This is a genomic window from Marinobacter litoralis (assembly GCF_003336705.1).
Classification (GTDB): Bacteria; Pseudomonadota; Gammaproteobacteria; order Pseudomonadales; family Oleiphilaceae; genus Marinobacter; species Marinobacter litoralis.
Genome location: NZ_QMDL01000002.1, coordinates 123,388 through 141,543, shown reverse-complemented (window position 1 = coordinate 141,543; position 18,156 = coordinate 123,388). Strand labels below are relative to the sequence as shown.

Here is an 18,156-nt window from a genome sequence, read left to right as displayed (position 1 = left end):
TAGTTATGAACGGTTTGAACGCATATCAACGTGTTAACACCCAAACCAGCATCACCGATGCCGATCCACACAAGCTGATCCAGCTTTTGTACAACGGAGCTATCGAGCGCATCAACATGGCCAAGGCCCGTATGCAGGCCAAAGACTACGAGGGCAAAGGCAAGCTGATCGGTAAGGCCATCGAAATCATTGGAGGGCTAAAAAGCTTTCTGGACTTTGAAAAGGGTGGTGAGCTGGCAACTCGTTTGGAAGCGCTGTACGACTACATGGAACGCACGCTCCTGGAAGCCAGCGCCAAGAACGACATGGCCAAACTGGATGAAGTGATTAGCCTGCTCCGCTCCATCAAAGAAGGCTGGGACGGCATCCGCGAAGAAGCGGTTATCCAATCCGCCCACGTTGGCTGATATCTGAATTCCGCGTCACCCCCTCCTTTTGTGGGAGAGGGTGAATGCGCCTCCCAATAGCCAACTCCCCCGCCATCCCGTACAATATGCTCCTTCTTTTTGTTACATCCATTCTGTTCAGTCTGGAGCACAGACATGTCTGATATTAAAAAGGTGGTTCTGGCCTATTCCGGCGGCCTGGATACTTCCGTTATTGTTCGGTGGTTGCAGGATACATACAACTGTGAGGTGGTTACCTTTACCGCCGACATCGGCCAAGGCGAGGAAGTAGAGCCGGCGCGTGCGAAGGCGGAAGCCTTGGGCGTTAAGGAAATTTACATCGAGGACCTGCGCGAAGAGTTTGTGCGCGACTACGTGTTCCCGATGTTCCGCGCGAACACCATCTATGAAGGCGAGTACCTGCTGGGTACCTCCATTGCCCGCCCGCTGATCTCCCGTCGTTTGATCGAAATCGCCAACGAAACCGGCGCCGATGCCATTTCTCACGGTGCGACCGGTAAGGGTAACGACCAGGTACGTTTCGAGCTGGGTGCCTACGCACTGAAGCCGGGTGTGAAGGTGATTGCACCGTGGCGTGAGTGGGATCTGAACTCCCGCGAGAAGCTGCTGAAGTATTGTGAAGAGCGCAACATTCCGGTTGAGATGAAGAAGGGCAAGAGCCCGTACTCCATGGATGCCAACCTGCTGCACATCTCTTACGAAGGCATGAATCTGGAAGATCCTTGGGCGGAAGCCGAGGAAGACATGTGGCGTTGGAGTGTGTCTCCGGAAGCGGCTCCGAATGAGCCGACTTACGTTGAGCTGACTTACCGCAAGGGCGACATTGTTGCCATCGACGGTCAGGAGCTGAAGGCTCACGAAGTTCTGGAAAACCTGAACAAGCTGGCGGGTGCCAACGGCATTGGTCGTTTGGATATCGTAGAGAACCGCTACGTGGGCATGAAGTCCCGTGGCTGCTACGAAACACCGGGCGGCACCATCATGCTGCGTGCGCACCGTGCGATTGAGTCCATCACTCTGGACCGCGAAGTGGCGCACCTGAAAGACAGCCTGATGCCACGTTACGCCGAAGTGATCTACAACGGTTACTGGTGGTCACCTGAGCGTGAAGCCCTGCAGGCGCTGATTGACCAGACTCAGGAATACGTGAACGGTACCGTTCGCCTGAAGCTGTACAAAGGCAACGTAGACGTTGTTGGCCGTAAGTCTGACGACTCTCTGTTCGATGAAACCATCGCGACCTTCGAAGAAGATCACGGTGCATACGATCAGAAAGATGCAGAAGGCTTCATCAAGCTGAACGCGTTGCGGTTGCGCATTGCCGCCGGTAAAGGCCGCAAGCTCTGAGCGCTCCCTTTCTGAATCAAAACGCCCGGCACAATGCCGGGCGTTTTTGGTTATACTCTGCTGAAAACGCTAACAACCTAAGCCTGAACCATGACCCCGTTGGGAACCGCTTCTGTAGCTGCACTTCGTCAATACGTTCGCTTCGCCGATGCCAATTCGATTGCCGTGGCGGATTTGCTGCGCGAGTCCGGGCTGTCTGAAGATATTCTGGAAAGCGATGAAGGTCGTATCGACGGCGAGCAGTTCCAAACCTTCCTGCATTTGCTGGCCGAGCGTTCGAAGAATCCCATTCTCGGCTTGGAAACCGGTGATTTCGTGCAGCCCGGTTCTTACAGTGTTCTTGGCTATATCACCATGAGTTGCGCCACACTGGGCGAGGCCGTTACCCGCATCGCGCCTTATGAGAAGTTGGTGGGCGACATGGGCACCACCCGGATGCAGATGGCGGGTGACACGGTGACCTTGGTGTGGCACTGCAATTACACCGACCCAACGGTTCAGCCCCATGTGGTGGATAACGTATTTGCGTCTTGGGTGAATTACGCCCGTTGGCTGGCCGATACAAACGAGGCGTCACCGCAGCGTGTGACCTTGCAGCGACAGTCGCCGGGGCCGGAGCTGGAAGGCGAATACCATAAGCGTTGGGGGTGCCCGGTGGAATTCGGGGCAGAAGAAAATACCTTGTCCCTCAGTAAAGCTCTTCTTTCCGAGCGGTTGCGGCAGCCAGACCCGTTGCTTCGTAAAACTTTGGAAGCCCATGCTCTATCGCAGTTGGCCGAACTGGACACCGATACCGACCTGACCACCAAGGTGAAACAGGGAATTCAGCGGCAGTTGGCACGAGGCATCACCCGACAGGATCTGATTGCTGAAGATTTGGGGATGACCAGCCGAACCTTGCAACGCAAGCTAAGCCAAGAGGGCGCTTCGTATCAGAAGTTGTTGGACGAGGTGCGCCAGCAGATGGCAGAAGATTACCTGCGCGATACTGAGATGAGCATACCGGACATTGCGTTGCGGCTTGGCTATAACGAAACCACGTCGTTTCATCGTAAGTTCAAGGCTGCGGCAGGGCAAACACCGGGGGAGTATCGCAAAGGTGTGACCCCATAAAAAGAAAGCCAGCTCATCGGAGCCGGCTAAAAGATTCGGAAAGAACGAAAGTGCCTGAAAAATTCGTTGATCCTGAGGGAGAGCACCCATACGGCGGCGGAGGTACTACACGGCTCCTCCGCCATGGGTGGGTACTGCTAGATCCCACAAATCTAGAATAGGGCTTTTCGAGCTTTCGGTCTGTTTGTGATGTGTGTCGCAGTGTTACTGAATGTATTGGCTACACACCTTCCCGTAATTCCGGTTTGGTTTCGGTAAAGCGCCGGGTTTCGTAAGCGTCTACCAAGCCTTGCACGGCTGCTCTCTCGACATCTTGCACTGTGGGCGTGCCGTCTTCTGCACTGGCTCGGCATAGCACCATGCCGGCTTCCACGGAAATATAGCCTGCGGAGGTTTTCAGCGCCTTGTGGTTGATGCCGTCGAAAATCCGTCGGAAGGCGGTGGTGGTGCAGTGGTCGCTGTTTTGAAAATAAGACACGGTGGCAAACTGGTTGTCGCCCACTCGGCACAGGGCGTCGATCGGGCGAATTAAGGTGTTCAGGCGGCGGGCAATGCCCACGCACAGTTCGCTCATAATGCTGGGCGGATGCTTGCGCTTCAGGTCCTGCCAGTTGCGAATGCCACACATCACGTAAGCGGTGGCGCCACCCCGGGATTCCGCGTGGCGCAGGGTTTTCTGCAAACGCTCGCGGGCGTATTTGGCGTTACACAGGCCGGTTTCCAGATCAATGATGTTGCTGTTTTCCAGTTCCTGGTTGTTCTCGACCAGCAGGGCGTTGGCGCGCAACAGGGTGTTCTGGCGATCGGCCATGCGGTCTGCCGCAAAGATTCGGGGGATCAGCTGCTTGGTCATGTCCGATTTGTAGATGAAGTCGTCTACGCCCCGGTCAAAGGCTTCTGATAGCGCCTCCACGCTTTCTTTCGCGGTCAGCAGCATGATGTAGGTGTAGTGGTTATCGTGCTCATCTTGCTGGCGCACCCGGTCGGCCAGTTCCAGACCGTCCATTTCCGGCATTAACCAGTCGGCAATAAGCACGCTCACCGCGCGTTCTTCCATAAGCTTCAGAGCGGCGGGCGCGTTGTTGGCTACGCGTATGTCGCGGTAACCGGCATTTCGCAAGGTGCGGCCGACCACCATACTGCTGAATTTGGCGTCATCTACTACGAGAATGGGTAGGTCGAGATTGGGCATTGTGTATCTACTTGTTACCAGGCCATTGTCAGATGCGATTAGTCGCCGCTCTTGGTATGCTTTGGCGGTTTCTATCATCCAGAATTTAAAATGTCGCCCTAGTATACCCCCGGCGGCCTTTGGAGAATAACGACTATGCCATCTTTTGATATTGTTTCAGAAATTGAAATGCACGAAGTCACCAACGCGGTAGACCAGGCCAAGCGTGATCTGGGCAACCGTTGGGATTTTAAAAACGTAGAAGCCGGGATTGAGCTGGAAGACAAGCGGCTGACATTGAGCGCCGAGCAGGAGTTCCAGCTGGAGCAGTTGGTGGAAATGATGCGGATGGCGTTTGCCAAGCGCAACATTGACAGCCGTGCACTGTCGGAAGACGGCGAAAGCAAAGCCGGCAAGCTGGTGAAGCAGCACTTTGCGCTGAAGCAAGGTATTGAAACGGATATGGCCAAGAAGATCGTGAAGATGATCAAAGATAAGAAGATGAAGGTGCAGGCCAGCATCCAGGGCGACAAGGTACGGGTAACCGGCAAGAAGCGTGACGACTTGCAGGAAGCCATTGCCATGCTGCGTGAGGCAGAGCTGGATATTCCGCTGCAGTTTAATAACTTCCGCGATTGATGAGTGCCAAGGCCGGGTGATTGGCACTCGGCCTTTGTATGACCACCCAGGAGATTAACCTATCCAACTCGGCTCCCTTCTGACCCTGCTTCGGCAAAGCATTTACACCTATACCCGTTGGCAGGCGATTGTCATGCTGTTCCTCGGCTTCTCGGCCGGCCTGCCTTTTCTGCTGGTGTTTTCAACGCTGAACGCTCGGCTGGCGGATGTGGGTGTTGAGACGGCAACCATCGGGTTTTTCAGTTGGCTGGGCATTACCTATTCCATCAAAGTGATCTGGGCGCCGGTGGTGGATCGTCTGAAATTGCCGCTGCTGGACCGGTTGTTTGGCAAACGGCGAAGTTGGATTTTGTTGGCGCAGGCGGGGATTGCGCTGGGCTTGTTCCTGATGGCCACCGTAGACCCGGTAAAAGCGCCAGAGATGATGGCGTTGTGCGGTTTGTTGGTGGCGTTTTCGTCAGCAACACAGGATGTGGCCATTGATGCTTACCGAATCGAGATTGCGGAAGAGCGGTTGCAGGCGGCCTTGGCGGGTACTTACATTTTTGGTTACCGCTTAGCGCTGTTGGTGGCCGGTGCCGGGGCGCTTTACCTGGCGGCGTTCTGGTCGTGGGAAGTGTCGTATTTGGTGATGGCTGCGTTGGTGGGCGTGGGTGCATTAACCGTGTTGTTGGCCCGTGAGCCTGAGGTGAATCACTACGCCGCCGCTCAGGATATTGCCCACAAGATTGAAGAAGAGGCGAGCAAGCGGACGCATTTGCCCCCGCGGGTTGCACGTTTTGTCGGTTGGTTTTATGCGGCCATAGCCGGCCCGTTTGTGGACTTCTTCCGCCGTTATAAGGAATTGGCGATTGTCATCTTGTTGCTGGTGGCGGTTTACCGGATTTCCGACATCGCCATGGGCGTAATGGCCAATCCGTTCTACCTGAACTTTATGGGCTTCAGCAAAACCGAAGTGGCGGATGTGACTAAGGTGTTTGGCTTCCTGATGACCATTGTCGGTTCGTTGGTAGGCGGTGTGTTGGTGATGCGTTACGGCGTTCGGCGGATATTGCTGGCCGGTGCCGTGCTGACGGCCGCGACCAATTTGCTGTTTGTGTGGCTGGCCCAGAATCCGCCTGATCTTGTGACTTTGGCCGTGGTGGTCAGTGCCGACAACCTCAGCGGCGGCATCGCCAACGTGGCGCTGATTGCCTGGCTTTCCAGCATGACCAGCGCTTCCTTCACCGCAACACAATACGCGCTGTTCAGCTCGCTCATGACCTTGCCGGGTAAATTCCTCGGCGGCTTCTCCGGCATTGTCGTGGCCAACTTCGGCTACGCCGAATTCTTCGCCGTGGCTGCTGCCATGGGCGTTCCTGCCATTCTTCTGGTGCTCTACCTCTTCAAACACGCCGCCCGCCTGGACGCGCTGGCCCCGGCCAAATCCTAAACCGGGGTCAGACCCCCGAGCATTTCGGCTGGCCAAATGTATGGGGGGTCTGACCCCATTGTTAGGATGAGCAGCTGATGTTCATGTGCTTGCCCCAATCTGGTGGTGCGGCGGCAAAGTGTTCGTAACCGGGGTGCTCATCAAACGGGTTTTCTAACACCTTTAGTAATTCTTTCATTGGGGCGTAGTCGCCGTTTTGGGCTTCCAGAATCACTTGCTGGGCCAGGTAGTTTCGAAGGATGTATTTCGGGTTTACCTGGCGCATGGCGTATTCCCGCTCGTCGTGGGCGCGGGTTTCTTTTTGCAGGCGGGCTTCGTACCGTTCCAGCCATTCGTCGGCGATACTGCGATCGACGAACAGGTCCCGAACCGGTGCGTGGCCGTGGCTGTTCAAGTTGGAGAGGCCGCGGAAGAAGTGGGTGTAGTCCACTTTGTGTTCGTGCAGCATGCTGAAGGTGTCCATGATCAGGCTTAGGTCGCCTTCGTCGCCTTCTTCCAGCCCGAGTTTGCCGCACATGTTGTGTTTGAAACGTTCGTTGTAGGCGCTTTCATAACGGCTTAGGCTCTGACGAATGGTGTCTTCATCCATCACCGGCAGCAGCGCGCTGGCCAGATATTGACAGTTGGTGAAGCCCATTTGAGGTTGGCGGTTGTAGGCGTATCGGCCGCCTTGGTCGGTGTGGTTGCAGATGTAGCCAGCGTCGAAATCATCCAGGAAGGCGTAGGGGCCGAAATCGAAGGTGTCGCCGATGATCGACATATTGTCGCTGTTCATCACGCCGTGGCAGAAACCCACTGCTTGCCAGTCGGCGATGAGCCGGGCTGTGCGTTCCACGACTTCTTCCAGCCAGCGCGCGTAACGCTGCTGTTCTGGTAGGTTAATCAGGTGGGGGAAATGCAGACTGATGACATGTTCCAACAGCGTTTTCACCGCGTCCGGGCCTTCGTGATGTGCGGCGAATTCGAAGTGGCCGAAGCGAATGTGGCTTTGAGCCACGCGCATGAGGTTGGCGGCTGTTTCAATGGATTCTCTTCGAACCGGTTCTTTCGCGCTCACCATAAACAGCGCACGTGTGGTTGGGATGCCTAAGCCATGCATCGCTTCCGAACACAGGTATTCCCGAATGGTGGAGCGCAATACCGCACGGCCATCTCCGAAACGGGAGTAGGGCGTGGTGCCCGCGCCTTTGAGATGCCAGTCCCAGCGTGTGCCATCGGGCGCAACGGTTTCCCAGAGCAGCACGCCACGGCCATCGCCCAGTTCGGGGTTGTAGGCGCCGAACTGATGGCCGGTGTACTTCATCGCCACCGGGTCCATACCTTCAAGCAGCTCCGCCCCTGCACCTATATTGGTCCAGCCGTCTTCTTCGCGGGCATGAAAACCCATCTGCTCGGCAAGAGCGTGGTTAAAACACACCATCTTCGCATCGGAAAGCGGCGTGGGCATCACCCGGGAATAGAAGCTGTCTGGCAGCTCCAGATAACGGTGTTCCACCTTAAAAGCATTCGTGCTCATAACTCGACTCTTCAACAATGGGGTCAGACCCCCGCGCATTTGATGGCATGAAATGTATCGGGGGTCTGACCCCACAGAGTGCAGAGGGGGTTGGATAAATGCAACCGGCATTAAAAGTTTGGAGTTTGAGATGTGGTGCAGGTACCGGTGGTTTGTATTCGAAAATAGGGCCGTTATAATCGGCGCAGACTCAGGAGGAGTCGGTTTTCACTTTTAAACTTCAGGGATCGAAGTTATGCCCCAGGCAAGCGGATTGCAGTTCACCGCCCGTGTTGGCGAATTCCCCTCAGACCACTTCGTGGTCGCCAGTTTTGTGCTCACCGAAGGTTTATCCACGCTCTCCCATGGCCGTTTGAAACTGGCCAGCACCGACCCGGACGTGCAAGCAGCGGATGTAATGGAACAGCCGGTGGATCTGGTGGTGTGGCAAGACGGTCAGCCTCTGCGCCGCTTTACTGGAGTGGTGAACGAATTTATTAGGGGCAACACCGGTCACCGCCGCACCCATTACGAAGTGGTGATTCAGCCTCCGGTGTGGCGATTGGGCTTAATGCACAACAGCCGGATTTTCCAGGCCCAGACCACCGATGCCATTGTGCGCACATTGCTGGAGGAACGGGGCATTGTGGATACGGTGTTCGACCTGAAGCGCTCCCCCGAGGAGCGGGAATACTGTGTCCAGCACCGCGAAAGCGACCTGAAATTTGTTGAACGACTGGCTGCGGAAGAAGGTTGGCACTACCGCTACCAACACGGCAGCATAGATGGCGAAGAGCAGCCCGCGTTAGTCATCGCCGACCATCACGGTGATGCGCCCAAACTAGACCCGGTAGAATGCAACACCAAAGCCGGCGGCAGCACCCAACAGGCCTGCATCTTCAGCTTCGCCTACGAAGAACGTGTGCGGGCTTCATCGGTGGCGATGAAAGACTACACCTTCAAGAACCCCGCCTACGCTCTGATGCACGAACAGAGTGCCGGTGGTGTGAACCATCGGGAAGACTATCAACATTATGATTACCCCGGCCGCTACAAAGCCGACGCCAGCGGCCAGCCGTTTACCCAGACTCGTTTAGACGCGCTGAGAAACGATGCCTCCGTCGCCAAAGGCAAAAGCAACCGCCCGGACTTTGCCGCCGGTGCCAAAGTGGAACTGCAAGACCACGACAGCCAAAGCCTGAACCGGGAATGGCTGCTGACCGCCATCACCCACACCGGCAAACAACCGCAAGCGCTGGAAGAAGAAGGCGGTAGCGAGCCAACCAGCTACACAAACGAATTCACCGCCATCCCCGCCGATAAAACCTGGCGCGCCCTCTGTGAACACAAACCCATGATGGACGGCCCTCAGATAGCCATTGTGACCGGCCCGGAAGGCGAAGAGATTCACTGCGACCAATACGGCCGCGTAAAAGTGCGATTCCCTTGGGACCGTTACTCGAAAAACGACGAACACAGCAGCGCTTGGCTCCGCGTCTCCCAAGGCTGGGCTGGCGGCCAATATGGCTTTATGGCGCTACCGAGAATTGGCAACGAAGTGATTGTCAGCTTCCTCGACGGCGATCCGGATCAACCCATCATCACCGGCCGTACCTACCACGCCACGAATACGCCACCGTACGCCTTGCCGGAACACAAAACCCGCACCACGTTAAAAACCAAAACCCACAAGGGTGAAGGCAGCAACGAACTGCGTTTTGAGGATGAAGCCGGCGAAGAGCAAATTTACGTTCATGCCCAGAAAGACCTGGGCCTGCTCACGGAAAACAACCGCACGGAAGTGATCAAAAATGACGGCCATATAACGGTGGAGAACGACCAATTCAACCACGTCAAAGCGGCTGAAAACTGCACTACCGATGGCGAAAGCCGACTGTCCGTTAGCGCAGATTGTAGCCAAACTGTAGGCGGTACTTTTCATCAGAAGACTGCTCGAACCATGGCGTCAGAAGCCGGCACAGAAGTGCACCACAAAGCCGGTGCCAAGGTGGTGCTGGATGCGGGCGCTGAGCTGACCATTTCCGGTGGCGGGAGTTTTATCAAACTGGACCCCAGTGGGGTGACGCTGAGCGGGCCGGGAATCAAGATTAATTCGGGTGGGGCGCCGGGGAGTGGGAGTGGGCACAGCGTAGCTGCTCCGGAACTGCCCCAGGTGCTTGGGAACGATGGAGCAGCAATGCCGCAATCATCTAAATTGGCAAATGTGGCGCAGCGTAAATCAGCCGTTCCTGACCAGATGGATGCTGAGCCGTTACCGGGAGCTGATCGAAAACTGATTATTGATGTCATTGGAGGTAATCTCGAGCGGGATTCAGTCGAGGCTGTAAGAGGAACGGAAGGGGAAGCAAACGGATGACTGACACAGTGGGTTTTGTGGATGAGTCCAGGGATCGCTCGATTCTGAGAAAGGCCGAATATGACGATGCTGACCCAAAGGATTTGGTGCTGACGGTACCCAAGCGAGATGGCGGCAAGATTGCCATCCCTCTTCTTGAAAATGCTCGGTCCAATATTGAGCGTGAAGACTACCAGGAGAATACCCTGCTTAGGGTAAAGCCGTTGGCAGAGATCGCTAGTAATCTGCCTGTGAAATCTGGCGGGCTAACGATTAATCAAGGGAAGGGCGTAGCGCTTCTGCGCCCTGGCTATTTGTATATTTTTCGGAAAGATCGGCTTTGGCGGGAGTTGGAGATTAGTCCGGACTCTCAATTTAGCGATGTTGATCTACAGGCCGTGCGACAGAAAGCGGGTAAGCCGGACGCTGAGTGCCGGAGGGTTCGTCAGTCCGTAGGTCAATGGCTCGATGATGTGCTAATGCCGGTTTTTCTGCAGGGACAGGCGGTGATGCACGATTTCCGCATGGCTTACAGTGAAATCCAGTGGGATTGGTATTACGTTGAAAAGCTCGAAAAGAATGAGGCGCTTCGAAACGCCAGAACAACGGCTGTGGGGCACGCTTGGGCCGTCACCACGGTAGATTCCCTAAATTTTCAATCCGGTTTTCCTGCATCACGTGTTGAGGATGTCCCAGAGCTTAGACACCGGGATCTCGGCGTTGAGCTTATGATCGAAAACCCTGCCGATTTTGTTCCTAGTTTTGAAAGGCCTGCTGAGAATGAGCTTTACAGCAAGCTCTCAACGTTGTTCCAAACTAACGAGAGGAGCGCCAAAGAGGGATCGTCGAAAGAGAGCACTCACCCCGATGTAGCCGACCCGATGACCTACGCTGAGCAAATGATGGGTAGTCCCCTTGATATGGCGGTTAAAGCGACGGCGCCTAACGAGGGAGAGGAGAGCGATGAAGGTGGTGAGGCGAGTTCTTTCGGCCTATCGTGTCCGGCGGGGGCGGATCTTCTCCATCATCTTCGCAAGCAGAAAGGCATTGCCTGCGTAGCTTTACCTGATCCTTTGTTCAAAATGCGGCACTGTTTAGCGCAGATCCACTTGGCCCTACATTATTTCGATGCCATTGATGTTTCGATACAAGACAAGCCTCTGGTGCATTCGGCCACGTTAATACATCAAACTCTATTCCATCCACAGGTACGTGCCTCTGACGGGCATATAAAAAAACTTCGATCTGCGGTGGATCAGAAAAAGCTGCATAGAATACTCGAGCAATCTGAACGCGAGGCAACGTTCAAAAAAATAACTGAGCATTTGGAATGTCTGGAGAGCCTTATTATAGGTGGTGATTTTGGCGTGGCCTGCGGTGACTATCTGAATCACGGTGGTCTTGGTCCATGCGAAGCTTTTGCTCTTGAAACGAACTTGCTTGATCTGGTCCAACAGCTGCCAGGGGTTTTGAGGGCACAGAGTTTTGGGCAGCCCCCGATATTGGTGCGGGTACTTAACCTAGTGCTAAAAAATAACACTCTTATTGATGCAATCGTCGAGAGTATAGAGTCAGGTAGCGAGGATCATTCACTAATACCTCAATTGAGAACATTGGCTATGGACAAAGAATGGCTCGCCGGCGACCACTTGAATGAGGTGGGTTTGTCGTCTGTGAGTGCCTTGGCCCAACACTTAACACAGGAGTCAGGGAACACCGAATCCAACGAAGCACTCGGCAATGGTTCTGCTGTCTCAGTAGGTACTGCGGGTAAGGTTGTGGGCATGGTAGAAACTGCGCTGTCAGGATGGAGCGCGGCGGTTTTAAAAACGGCAGATCGCCTACGCGAGAGCGGCGATTTGAAAGCTATCAAACTGGAGCGTGTATTTTCTGCAGTCAGTGCGGTCGCGGATGTTGCAGATCCAAAACTCGGTGGGGAATTGCAAGTGATGCGTCGAGATGCGGTCGATCTCACGCGATTTAGCATAGTAGGTGTTCATGGGAAGGGCGTATCTTTCGGGCTGACAGATTTAGATCTTCAAAGCGAAGCCTTAACGAGACGCAACGATTACCTTTTCGCGGATCGTGTGGATCAGACCGGTAAAAAAGTCGCTTCTACAAGTCCGGCTCGCCTTGCAGACGAGATTGGCGAAACGGTAGCGAAGGCTGCAGCGCATACTTGGGTGTTTGTGTTGCCGATTGATCACTCGGAGGCTCTGAAGTTCAGGGCTTGGAAATTTGATTGGGCAAACAAGGCGAAAGCCGTTGCTGATGGGCCGGGCGTTTCTCGAGTTTTGGTTGGGTTAGCTGCATATAATATTATCTCTGAACTTTTGGCTTTAAAACAAAGTAGGTCAGGCGAAGTTGGGTATTCTCTAGCAAAGTTCGTTAGTGCAGGCTTGGATCTTTCAACTGCGCTGATGAAACTCCATTCTTTGGGTGCTGCCTCTGAAGGGAGACTTGTCTCATCAGTAATACTACGGCCACTCTTTGAGATGAAATCAATACCGGTGATAGGCCCAGTCATACATAAGAAGCTCATGAAGGATGGCGCGAGTACCATTGTGCGCACTATATCTCTTGTAAACTTTTTTGCCGTCGGAGTAACTGTGGCTGTAAGTTCTTGGGATTATCGGAACAGCATAAGTCGAGGAGATATGGATGCGGCTTTGGGGCACGCACTTGCAGTAGTGGGCGGCAGCATTTTCGCGTTTTCGAAATTGATGGCTGGCTTGCTTTTAGTTCCTGGCTGGGGAATCGCTTTGTTTGGCTTGGGGCTGGTGCTGGGAGGAAGCTTATACGCAGCTATATCTACTGACAGTGAGATGGAGCAGGTTTTGAAACGAGGCCCATTCGGAGTTGGCCCTAGTCACCCCGGCCTTCCGGCTAGTGATGCTTCATACTATAGCCAGTTGCTCAGTATTTTCTCACCTTTAAACATCGTTGCGAAACGTTTCAGCGATTTGGATGAGTTCGAAAAGTTACAGTTTTCGGGCCACGCCCCCTCCCCAAGTGATTACAGAGTGACGATAAGTTCGCCGTTGATCAGTAGATTTGAGCTTGGTCAGAAATCTAAGGGCAAGGCCTCGGCCGCTCAGCAAAGTAAAAAGCCTCGGTTACGAATAGGGGTCCAAGAGCTGGAGTACACAAAAACAACCGTGCAGACTTCCAAAACATCCGCTTGGAATGTTGATCAATACAGTTTGACCAAAAATACACCGCTGCAAAGAATCAAGAGCTGGATTCCGGCTCCTGAAAATAGTGCTGTTCACTTTCTTGTTGAGAAGAGTTTGATTGGAGGCGAAATCAGAGGGCATGGATACAGCGAAAAAAGAACAATTTACTTGCGGGTTGTTTTACAAGCCCTTGTCGAAAGTGAATTGGGAGTAATTAGATATCCTATGCCTGTTTTAGATGAATACGAGGCTTATGATAGGACTCGCCATGACGTGTTGCCGAATAAGGAAAAACATGTGTTTAACCCATTCAAAAATGACACGGTACCCTATTGGTTTGTTAAAGAGGTTAGGGTGTGATTGAAAACGCCAAGGAATTTGCTAGTGAGGGAAATCCAAGTCGGTGGGGGCGTATTCCTCCAATCCCAGAAGCAGCAAAAAGCAGGCAAAGACTAGGGCAAGATTTGCAGCCTGTTGGGGACTACGCAGGTGTCGAGCCTTTTTATCGGGTATCTGAAGATTCAGCGCAGATCCAGTATCAAGACCAAAAAGATCCCGAGGCTTTTAATTCAGGTGATTGGTGGTGGGATCAATGCCAGATTCGATTCCTAAATGGTAAAGCGTTTATTGGATTGTCGGCCCTGTTATTATTAATACCATACGCATGGGGAGGCGTCGTTCTTGTGGGTGGGGCATGGTGGTTCTATTCCTTAGCCTATCAACTGGTAGTTAATGCTTCAGATATCGTTTTTATGTTGGTAATGCTACTTGCCGTTGCTATTTGGCTACCACTATCAATTCTAATTCTTATAAAAACCACGCCGTGGGTCGTAGGTGCTTTTGCATTTTTACTGCGGCCGTTCGACAAATTTCTTGGACAACTCATGGAACGTGGCCTAACAGCGGGTGAAAGCTTCTTCAGCCGAGAAACCGGCCAAGTAAGCTTTGCTATGCCCGGCGGCAAAAAGCTGACAGCGCCCTTTGAAGAATTCGATGCCTATGTTGAGCGCGTCATTGAAGCGGGCGGTATCTATTATCGCTTGATGTTTGTGCATCGCTATACCGGTAAACAGTTTAGCCAGACGTCCCTTAGTCGGGTTGAGCCTACAAAAGAAGAAGTGATGGCGCTTTGGGATATGCTCCAGCGCTACATGGACACCTCGCAACCCCTACCTGACGTACCAAGGCTAGAACCATTCCGGCACTTGGATCCTGCCACCGCAGAGCATGACAAACGTATCGGTCGTAATCCACGTTTCTGGCGCGATCTGGATTTGGAAGCTTGGAAGCAAGGGGGCGGCGTAGAGTGGCTGAAGCGACAGATGGAATACCCTTGGGGGAAGCGCAAATGTAAGCTCACACCGCAGCTTGGCAAGATCTCAATGGATGAATACCGCAAGCAGCGGCCGGCAGGCGCATGGCCGATATAAGTCTAGGGCTCCCAAGCGGTGCCATCGCTTCCGGTGGATCCGTCAGAAGGACGCTGAGTGGATGGATCATCAAGGAGGGAGTTTCGCATTTGCGGCAGAGCTGTCGCTGATGTTTCTCAGTCTTGCTTGCGTACTATGGCAGTTGGCTTGGCTTGAGATCTACCTTTGAACCCCGCTAAAAATGGGGGGATTTACCAATGGAGCCTGCTGGGAAGCGGGCCAAATTAATATGACAAGGATGATGGAAAATGGATAAAACTATTAAAGAGTGTAAACATCCCTGTTTTAGTTGCACCGCTGATTAGAGTTTTCCGCCCGTTGGTGTTTCGCCAGGTATTCCCATGGCGTCAGGTCTTCCAGTGAATCGTGGGGACGCTCATCGTTGTATTCCGTCATCCAGGATTCGGTCAGTTCTCGGACTTCGGTTAGGTTCCGGAAGACATACATGTTCAGGATCTCGTCCCGATAAGTCCGATTGAAGCGCTCAACATACGAATTCTGAGTGGGTGTGCCCGGCTTGATAAACTCCAGCTCGATACCGTGTTGCTCAGCCCAATCTGCCAAGGCAATCGAGATGAATTCAGGACCGTTATCCATGCGTAGTTTTGCCGGGTAACCTCGCCAAGCAATGATGCGTTCCAGAACCCGTATGACCCTCGGTGCTGGCAGGTTCAGGTCAACCTCGATAGCCAGTACCTCCCGGTTAAAATCGTCCACCACGTTGAAGGTGCGGAACCGGCGACCACAGAACAGACTGTCGCTCATGAAGTCCATGGACCAGCATCGATTAACGGTGACTGGCACGCTCAATGGCTCCGGGTTTCGTGTCGGGAGTCGTTTCTTGCCCCGTCGTCGTTTGTTCAGGTTGAGTGCGCAATACAGCCGGTGTACCCGCTTGTGATTCCATCCGTGCCCCCAGCGTCGCAGCACTTTGAACAGTTTGCTGAAACCGTAGGCGGGATAGCGCTCAGTCGCGCTTTGAAGCGCTGCAATCACCGGTTCATCCCGGGAGGTGTCCGGCCGATACCGGTACACAGAGTCACTGATGCCAGCGATTCGGCAGGCTCTGCGATTGCTGACGCCGTGAGCCTGCTTGAGGTAATCCACCAGTTCTCGTCGAACGGCTGGCTTTACAGCTTTTTTTCGATCACATCCTTCAGCAGTTTGTGATCCAGGCTCAGCTCGGCATACATCTGCTTCAGCCGGCGGTTTTCCTCTTCCAACTCTTTGAGGCGCTTCACATCAGAGGCCTCCATGCCCCCGTACTTGGATTTCCAGTTGTAGTAGGTCGCATCGGAGATGCCGTATTCCCGGCAGACTTCCTTGACCAGGCGGCCGCCCTCGACCTCCTTCAGGATCTTGACGATCTGTGACTCGCTGTACCGTGATTTCTTCATGTCGTTCTCCGTTTGCCTCATTGTAGGCCGGAGAACTCTAATTACGCATGCACCGATTTTAGGGGATGGTTACAAGAGCTTCTGGCGCAGGGCTTGGGGCGAGATGAAATCATTGAACGACTGAGAACAAAGACGGGTAATGAAATGCGGTTGGCCGAAAAAATAGCAACAATTGATCATGGTCGCCCGTCTGTCTTTTTAGCAAAGCTTAACCATGTTCTCTTGGCGATCTGTCTTATTCAATCTAGTTTGGCTGTTTGGGCAACGTATTACCATGTTGTGCCATTAGATGAATCGTTCGGGTGGCTGGGAATAGCTGTGATTGTACTTTTGACGGTTTTATATTTTATCGGTCTGGCGAAGTTGTCGTTTAAAGGGTATGCGTCATTTGTTTTGTTCTGTGTGATGGCAACTGCACACTATGTGTATTTCTTCTCTTTTGTCCCCGTTATATCGATCGTTGGTGTTCTTTTGGCCGTCTCCGGTGGAGCCCTTTCATACACGATGAAAGTTCGTCTATTTCCTCATATGGGATTTATGGGGGCTAGGAAAGATGAGGCTGGCGAATACATTTTTGAGTAGTTTTCATCTAGCGCCTTCGGTGAACACGCAGGTTCACCGATTATAAGGCTTGCTGAGCATGGGGTTTTCCGAGCGCCATGTTCAGCATGTAGCTAATCACTCGGGTCGCTTAGTTGAGCATGCGGGCCCTCTGCTGCAAAGCATGGAGCCTCACCAACTCCCCACATTCTCCATACTCGCCCAAGGCTCTTGAGCCGGCAGCGCCTCCCCCTTCTGCAGCAACTCAATAGAAATCCCGTCCGGGGTGCGAATAAACGCCATATAACCGTCTCTCGGTGGGCGATTAATGGTAATGCCGTTGGCCTGTAGCTTCTCACACAGGGCATAGATGTCGTCCACCCGAAACGCCAGGTGCCCGAAGTTGCGGCCACCGGTGTATTCTTCCGGGTCCCAGTTGTAGGTAAGTTCAATAGTCGGGGCTTTGTCTTCCCGTGCTCGCGCTTCGTCTTCAGGAGCGGCCAAGAACACCAGTGTAAAGCGGCCTTTCTCGCTGTCTTTTCGGCTGATTTCGACCAGGCCGAGTAGGTCGCAGAAGAAGTGGAGCGTCTCGTCCAGGTTGCTGACCCGAATCATGGTATGTAGGTATTTCATCGTGTTCTCCTGTGTTGATGTTGGGTTAGCGTTTGTTTTGGGGCCAATCGCGTGGGACCACAAACCAGCGCTCTTTCTCTACCCAGCAGGATAGCTCGGCTCGCCAAACCATTTCAGCAAACAAGGCCGGAAAGCCTTCGGCTTCAACCCATTGAATGGTTGTGCGTGCCGCTTTGGCATCTGGCGTATCTATTTGGCTCCAAGGGCCAATCCAATGCGGTTTGTTGAGGCGAACCCAGCGGCTGGTGTCTTCTGTCGCCAAGTCCGCAGCATAGCGCCATTTCCCGGTCAGGTGGTCGTCGGGAACCGTGTCCGGGAGCTGAGTCGTATCCCCGTTAGGGTAGAACAGATACCCGGGCATGAAGATACGTGGCTTGATGCTTTCCTGAATGCCGAGTTCCGCCAACACATTGCGGGTTTCAGGCCGCTGGGTCATTTGGCTTTGGTGGGACAACATGTGGTTGGTTTTAAGGTCGAGCCGGTCCCGGGCATTGGGGCCGTACCACAAGGTTGGCCCATTGGCCGTGGGTACGCCCAGATAGTACTTTATGGCGATTTCGTGGTGTTCCAGTTCGCCGGAAACCGGGTTTCGTAGCAGGAAATCCAGCTCTCCCAGCGTTTGTTTCTCGGTCCGTATTTGTTGGTTTTTCAACACAACGTCCCAGCCCATGAGATCGCTTACCATCACTTCGTAAAGTCGTTCAAAGTAGTGGCCGAGCCGTTTTTCCATGGGAGCCATTAATTGAGCTGGTGCGGCTTCTGGATGGTTATCCCAATGGGCCAGCGTGCTTCGGTAGTCCGCAGGGAGGAATTCCAGGGGGTAGAAACTGATTGGAGATGCCAGCAACTGCGGTGCCTCACACAGCCACGCCAAGTGGCGTATCGTGGGTGTTTTGAAATGATGCAGAGGGAATAGCGCTGAGGTTGTATCCATTCTTTCAGGATACCTTAATCCGATGGCAGGTGAGAGCTTGGTGCGCAGCCACCCATAAGCGATAGCTTTCAGAAGTTTAATTCAAC

14 protein-coding genes are annotated in these 18,156 nt (G+C 53.6%); 9 read left to right on the top strand and 5 right to left on the bottom strand.

The annotated features are described in order from the left end of the window. The first annotated feature begins 5 nt into the window (after positions 1 to 5). The 3 genes from fliS (at position 6) to DOQ08_RS06085 (ending at position 2,867) form a co-directional block, all read left to right on the top strand. The gene (fliS, locus tag DOQ08_RS06095) at positions 6 to 407 is read left to right on the top strand and encodes a flagellar export chaperone FliS (RefSeq protein ID WP_114334028.1); all 402 of its coding nucleotides are present in this window, start codon (positions 6 to 8) and stop codon (positions 405 to 407) included. Between the two features lie 135 nt (positions 408 to 542). After that, positions 543 to 1,754, top strand: coding sequence for an argininosuccinate synthase (locus DOQ08_RS06090; protein ID WP_114334027.1), 1,212 nt, complete (start codon positions 543 to 545; stop codon positions 1,752 to 1,754). Between the two features lie 90 nt (positions 1,755 to 1,844). Beyond that, positions 1,845 to 2,867 carry an AraC family transcriptional regulator gene (locus DOQ08_RS06085; protein ID WP_114334026.1) on the top strand — a complete coding sequence of 341 codons (1,023 nt, stop codon included), beginning with the start codon at positions 1,845 to 1,847 and terminating at the stop codon, positions 2,865 to 2,867. 220 nt (positions 2,868 to 3,087) lie between these two features. Here the strand turns inward: DOQ08_RS06085 and DOQ08_RS06080 are convergent, their stop codons facing one another. Next, positions 3,088 to 4,059, bottom strand: a complete 972-nt coding sequence (locus DOQ08_RS06080; protein ID WP_114334025.1) for a response regulator — start codon at positions 4,057 to 4,059, stop codon at positions 3,088 to 3,090. Positions 4,060 to 4,194: 135 nt separating this feature from the next. Between DOQ08_RS06080 and DOQ08_RS06075 the strand changes: the two genes are divergently transcribed. Then, positions 4,195 to 4,677, top strand: a complete 483-nt coding sequence (locus tag DOQ08_RS06075) for a YajQ family cyclic di-GMP-binding protein (RefSeq protein ID WP_114334024.1) — start codon at positions 4,195 to 4,197, stop codon at positions 4,675 to 4,677. Between the two features lie 61 nt (positions 4,678 to 4,738). Further along, positions 4,739 to 6,109, top strand: coding sequence for an AmpG family muropeptide MFS transporter (locus tag DOQ08_RS06070; protein WP_406565352.1), 1,371 nt, complete (start codon positions 4,739 to 4,741; stop codon positions 6,107 to 6,109). A 61-nt stretch (positions 6,110 to 6,170) separates the two neighbouring features. Here the strand turns inward: DOQ08_RS06070 and DOQ08_RS06065 are convergent, their stop codons facing one another. Further along, the gene (locus DOQ08_RS06065) at positions 6,171 to 7,625 is read right to left on the bottom strand and encodes a protein adenylyltransferase SelO (protein WP_114334022.1); all 1,455 of its coding nucleotides are present in this window, start codon (positions 7,623 to 7,625) and stop codon (positions 6,171 to 6,173) included. A gap of 235 nt (positions 7,626 to 7,860) precedes the next feature. Between DOQ08_RS06065 and DOQ08_RS06060 the strand changes: the two genes are divergently transcribed. Genes DOQ08_RS06060 through DOQ08_RS06050 form a run of 3 tightly spaced genes read left to right on the top strand, consistent with a single transcriptional unit; the run spans position 7,861 to position 14,566 of the window. Further along, entirely contained in the window at positions 7,861 to 9,981 is a 2,121-nt protein-coding gene (locus DOQ08_RS06060; RefSeq protein WP_227537530.1) for a type VI secretion system Vgr family protein, read from the top strand. After that, on the top strand, positions 9,978 to 13,496 hold the full coding sequence (locus DOQ08_RS06055; RefSeq protein ID WP_114334021.1) for a toxin VasX: 3,519 nt from the start codon (positions 9,978 to 9,980) through the stop codon (positions 13,494 to 13,496). Before DOQ08_RS06060 ends, DOQ08_RS06055 begins: the two co-directional genes overlap by 4 nt. Continuing rightward, positions 13,493 to 14,566, top strand: coding sequence for a hypothetical protein (locus DOQ08_RS06050; protein WP_114334020.1), 1,074 nt, complete (start codon positions 13,493 to 13,495; stop codon positions 14,564 to 14,566). The genes DOQ08_RS06055 and DOQ08_RS06050 overlap by 4 nt, the downstream gene beginning before the upstream one ends. Before the next feature lie 285 nt (positions 14,567 to 14,851). Here the strand turns inward: DOQ08_RS06050 and DOQ08_RS06045 are convergent. Continuing rightward, positions 14,852 to 15,963 (bottom strand): IS3 family transposase gene (locus DOQ08_RS06045; protein ID WP_227537529.1). Its coding sequence is split into 2 segments (ribosomal slippage): positions 14,852 to 15,702 and positions 15,702 to 15,963, totalling 1,113 coding nucleotides; the frame shifts between segments, so codons are not numbered across the junction. 93 nt (positions 15,964 to 16,056) lie between these two features. Here DOQ08_RS06045 and DOQ08_RS06040 point away from each other — a divergent pair. Continuing rightward, complete coding sequence (locus DOQ08_RS06040; RefSeq protein ID WP_133297159.1) at positions 16,057 to 16,545, top strand: hypothetical protein; 489 nt, start codon at positions 16,057 to 16,059, stop codon at positions 16,543 to 16,545. A gap of 150 nt (positions 16,546 to 16,695) precedes the next feature. Here the strand turns inward: DOQ08_RS06040 and DOQ08_RS06035 are convergent, their stop codons facing one another. Beyond that, positions 16,696 to 17,136 carry a VOC family protein gene (locus DOQ08_RS06035; RefSeq protein ID WP_114334018.1) on the bottom strand — a complete coding sequence of 147 codons (441 nt, stop codon included), beginning with the start codon at positions 17,134 to 17,136 and terminating at the stop codon, positions 16,696 to 16,698. A 25-nt stretch (positions 17,137 to 17,161) separates the two neighbouring features. After that, complete coding sequence (locus DOQ08_RS06030) at positions 17,162 to 18,070, bottom strand: DUF1853 family protein (protein ID WP_114334017.1); 909 nt, start codon at positions 18,068 to 18,070, stop codon at positions 17,162 to 17,164. Positions 18,071 to 18,156: the final 86 nt, after the last annotated feature.

Bases quoted from the DNA above. Each gene is read 5' to 3' on its own strand.
- fliS (WP_114334028.1), top strand. From the start codon at position 6: ATGAACGGTTTGAACGCATATCAACGTGTTAACACCCAAACCAGCATC.
- DOQ08_RS06065 (WP_114334022.1), bottom strand. From the start codon at position 7,625: ATGAGCACGAATGCTTTTAAGGTGGAACACCGTTATCTGGAGCTGCCA.
- DOQ08_RS06055 (WP_114334021.1), top strand. From the start codon at position 9,978: ATGACTGACACAGTGGGTTTTGTGGATGAGTCCAGGGATCGCTCGATT.
- DOQ08_RS06085 (WP_114334026.1), top strand. From the start codon at position 1,845: ATGACCCCGTTGGGAACCGCTTCTGTAGCTGCACTTCGTCAATACGTT.
- DOQ08_RS06090 (WP_114334027.1), top strand. From the start codon at position 543: ATGTCTGATATTAAAAAGGTGGTTCTGGCCTATTCCGGCGGCCTGGAT.
- DOQ08_RS06075 (WP_114334024.1), top strand. From the start codon at position 4,195: ATGCCATCTTTTGATATTGTTTCAGAAATTGAAATGCACGAAGTCACC.
- DOQ08_RS06035 (WP_114334018.1), bottom strand. From the start codon at position 17,136: ATGAAATACCTACATACCATGATTCGGGTCAGCAACCTGGACGAGACG.
- DOQ08_RS06060 (WP_227537530.1), top strand. From the start codon at position 7,861: ATGCCCCAGGCAAGCGGATTGCAGTTCACCGCCCGTGTTGGCGAATTC.
- DOQ08_RS06030 (WP_114334017.1), bottom strand. From the start codon at position 18,070: ATGGATACAACCTCAGCGCTATTCCCTCTGCATCATTTCAAAACACCC.
- DOQ08_RS06080 (WP_114334025.1), bottom strand. From the start codon at position 4,059: ATGCCCAATCTCGACCTACCCATTCTCGTAGTAGATGACGCCAAATTC.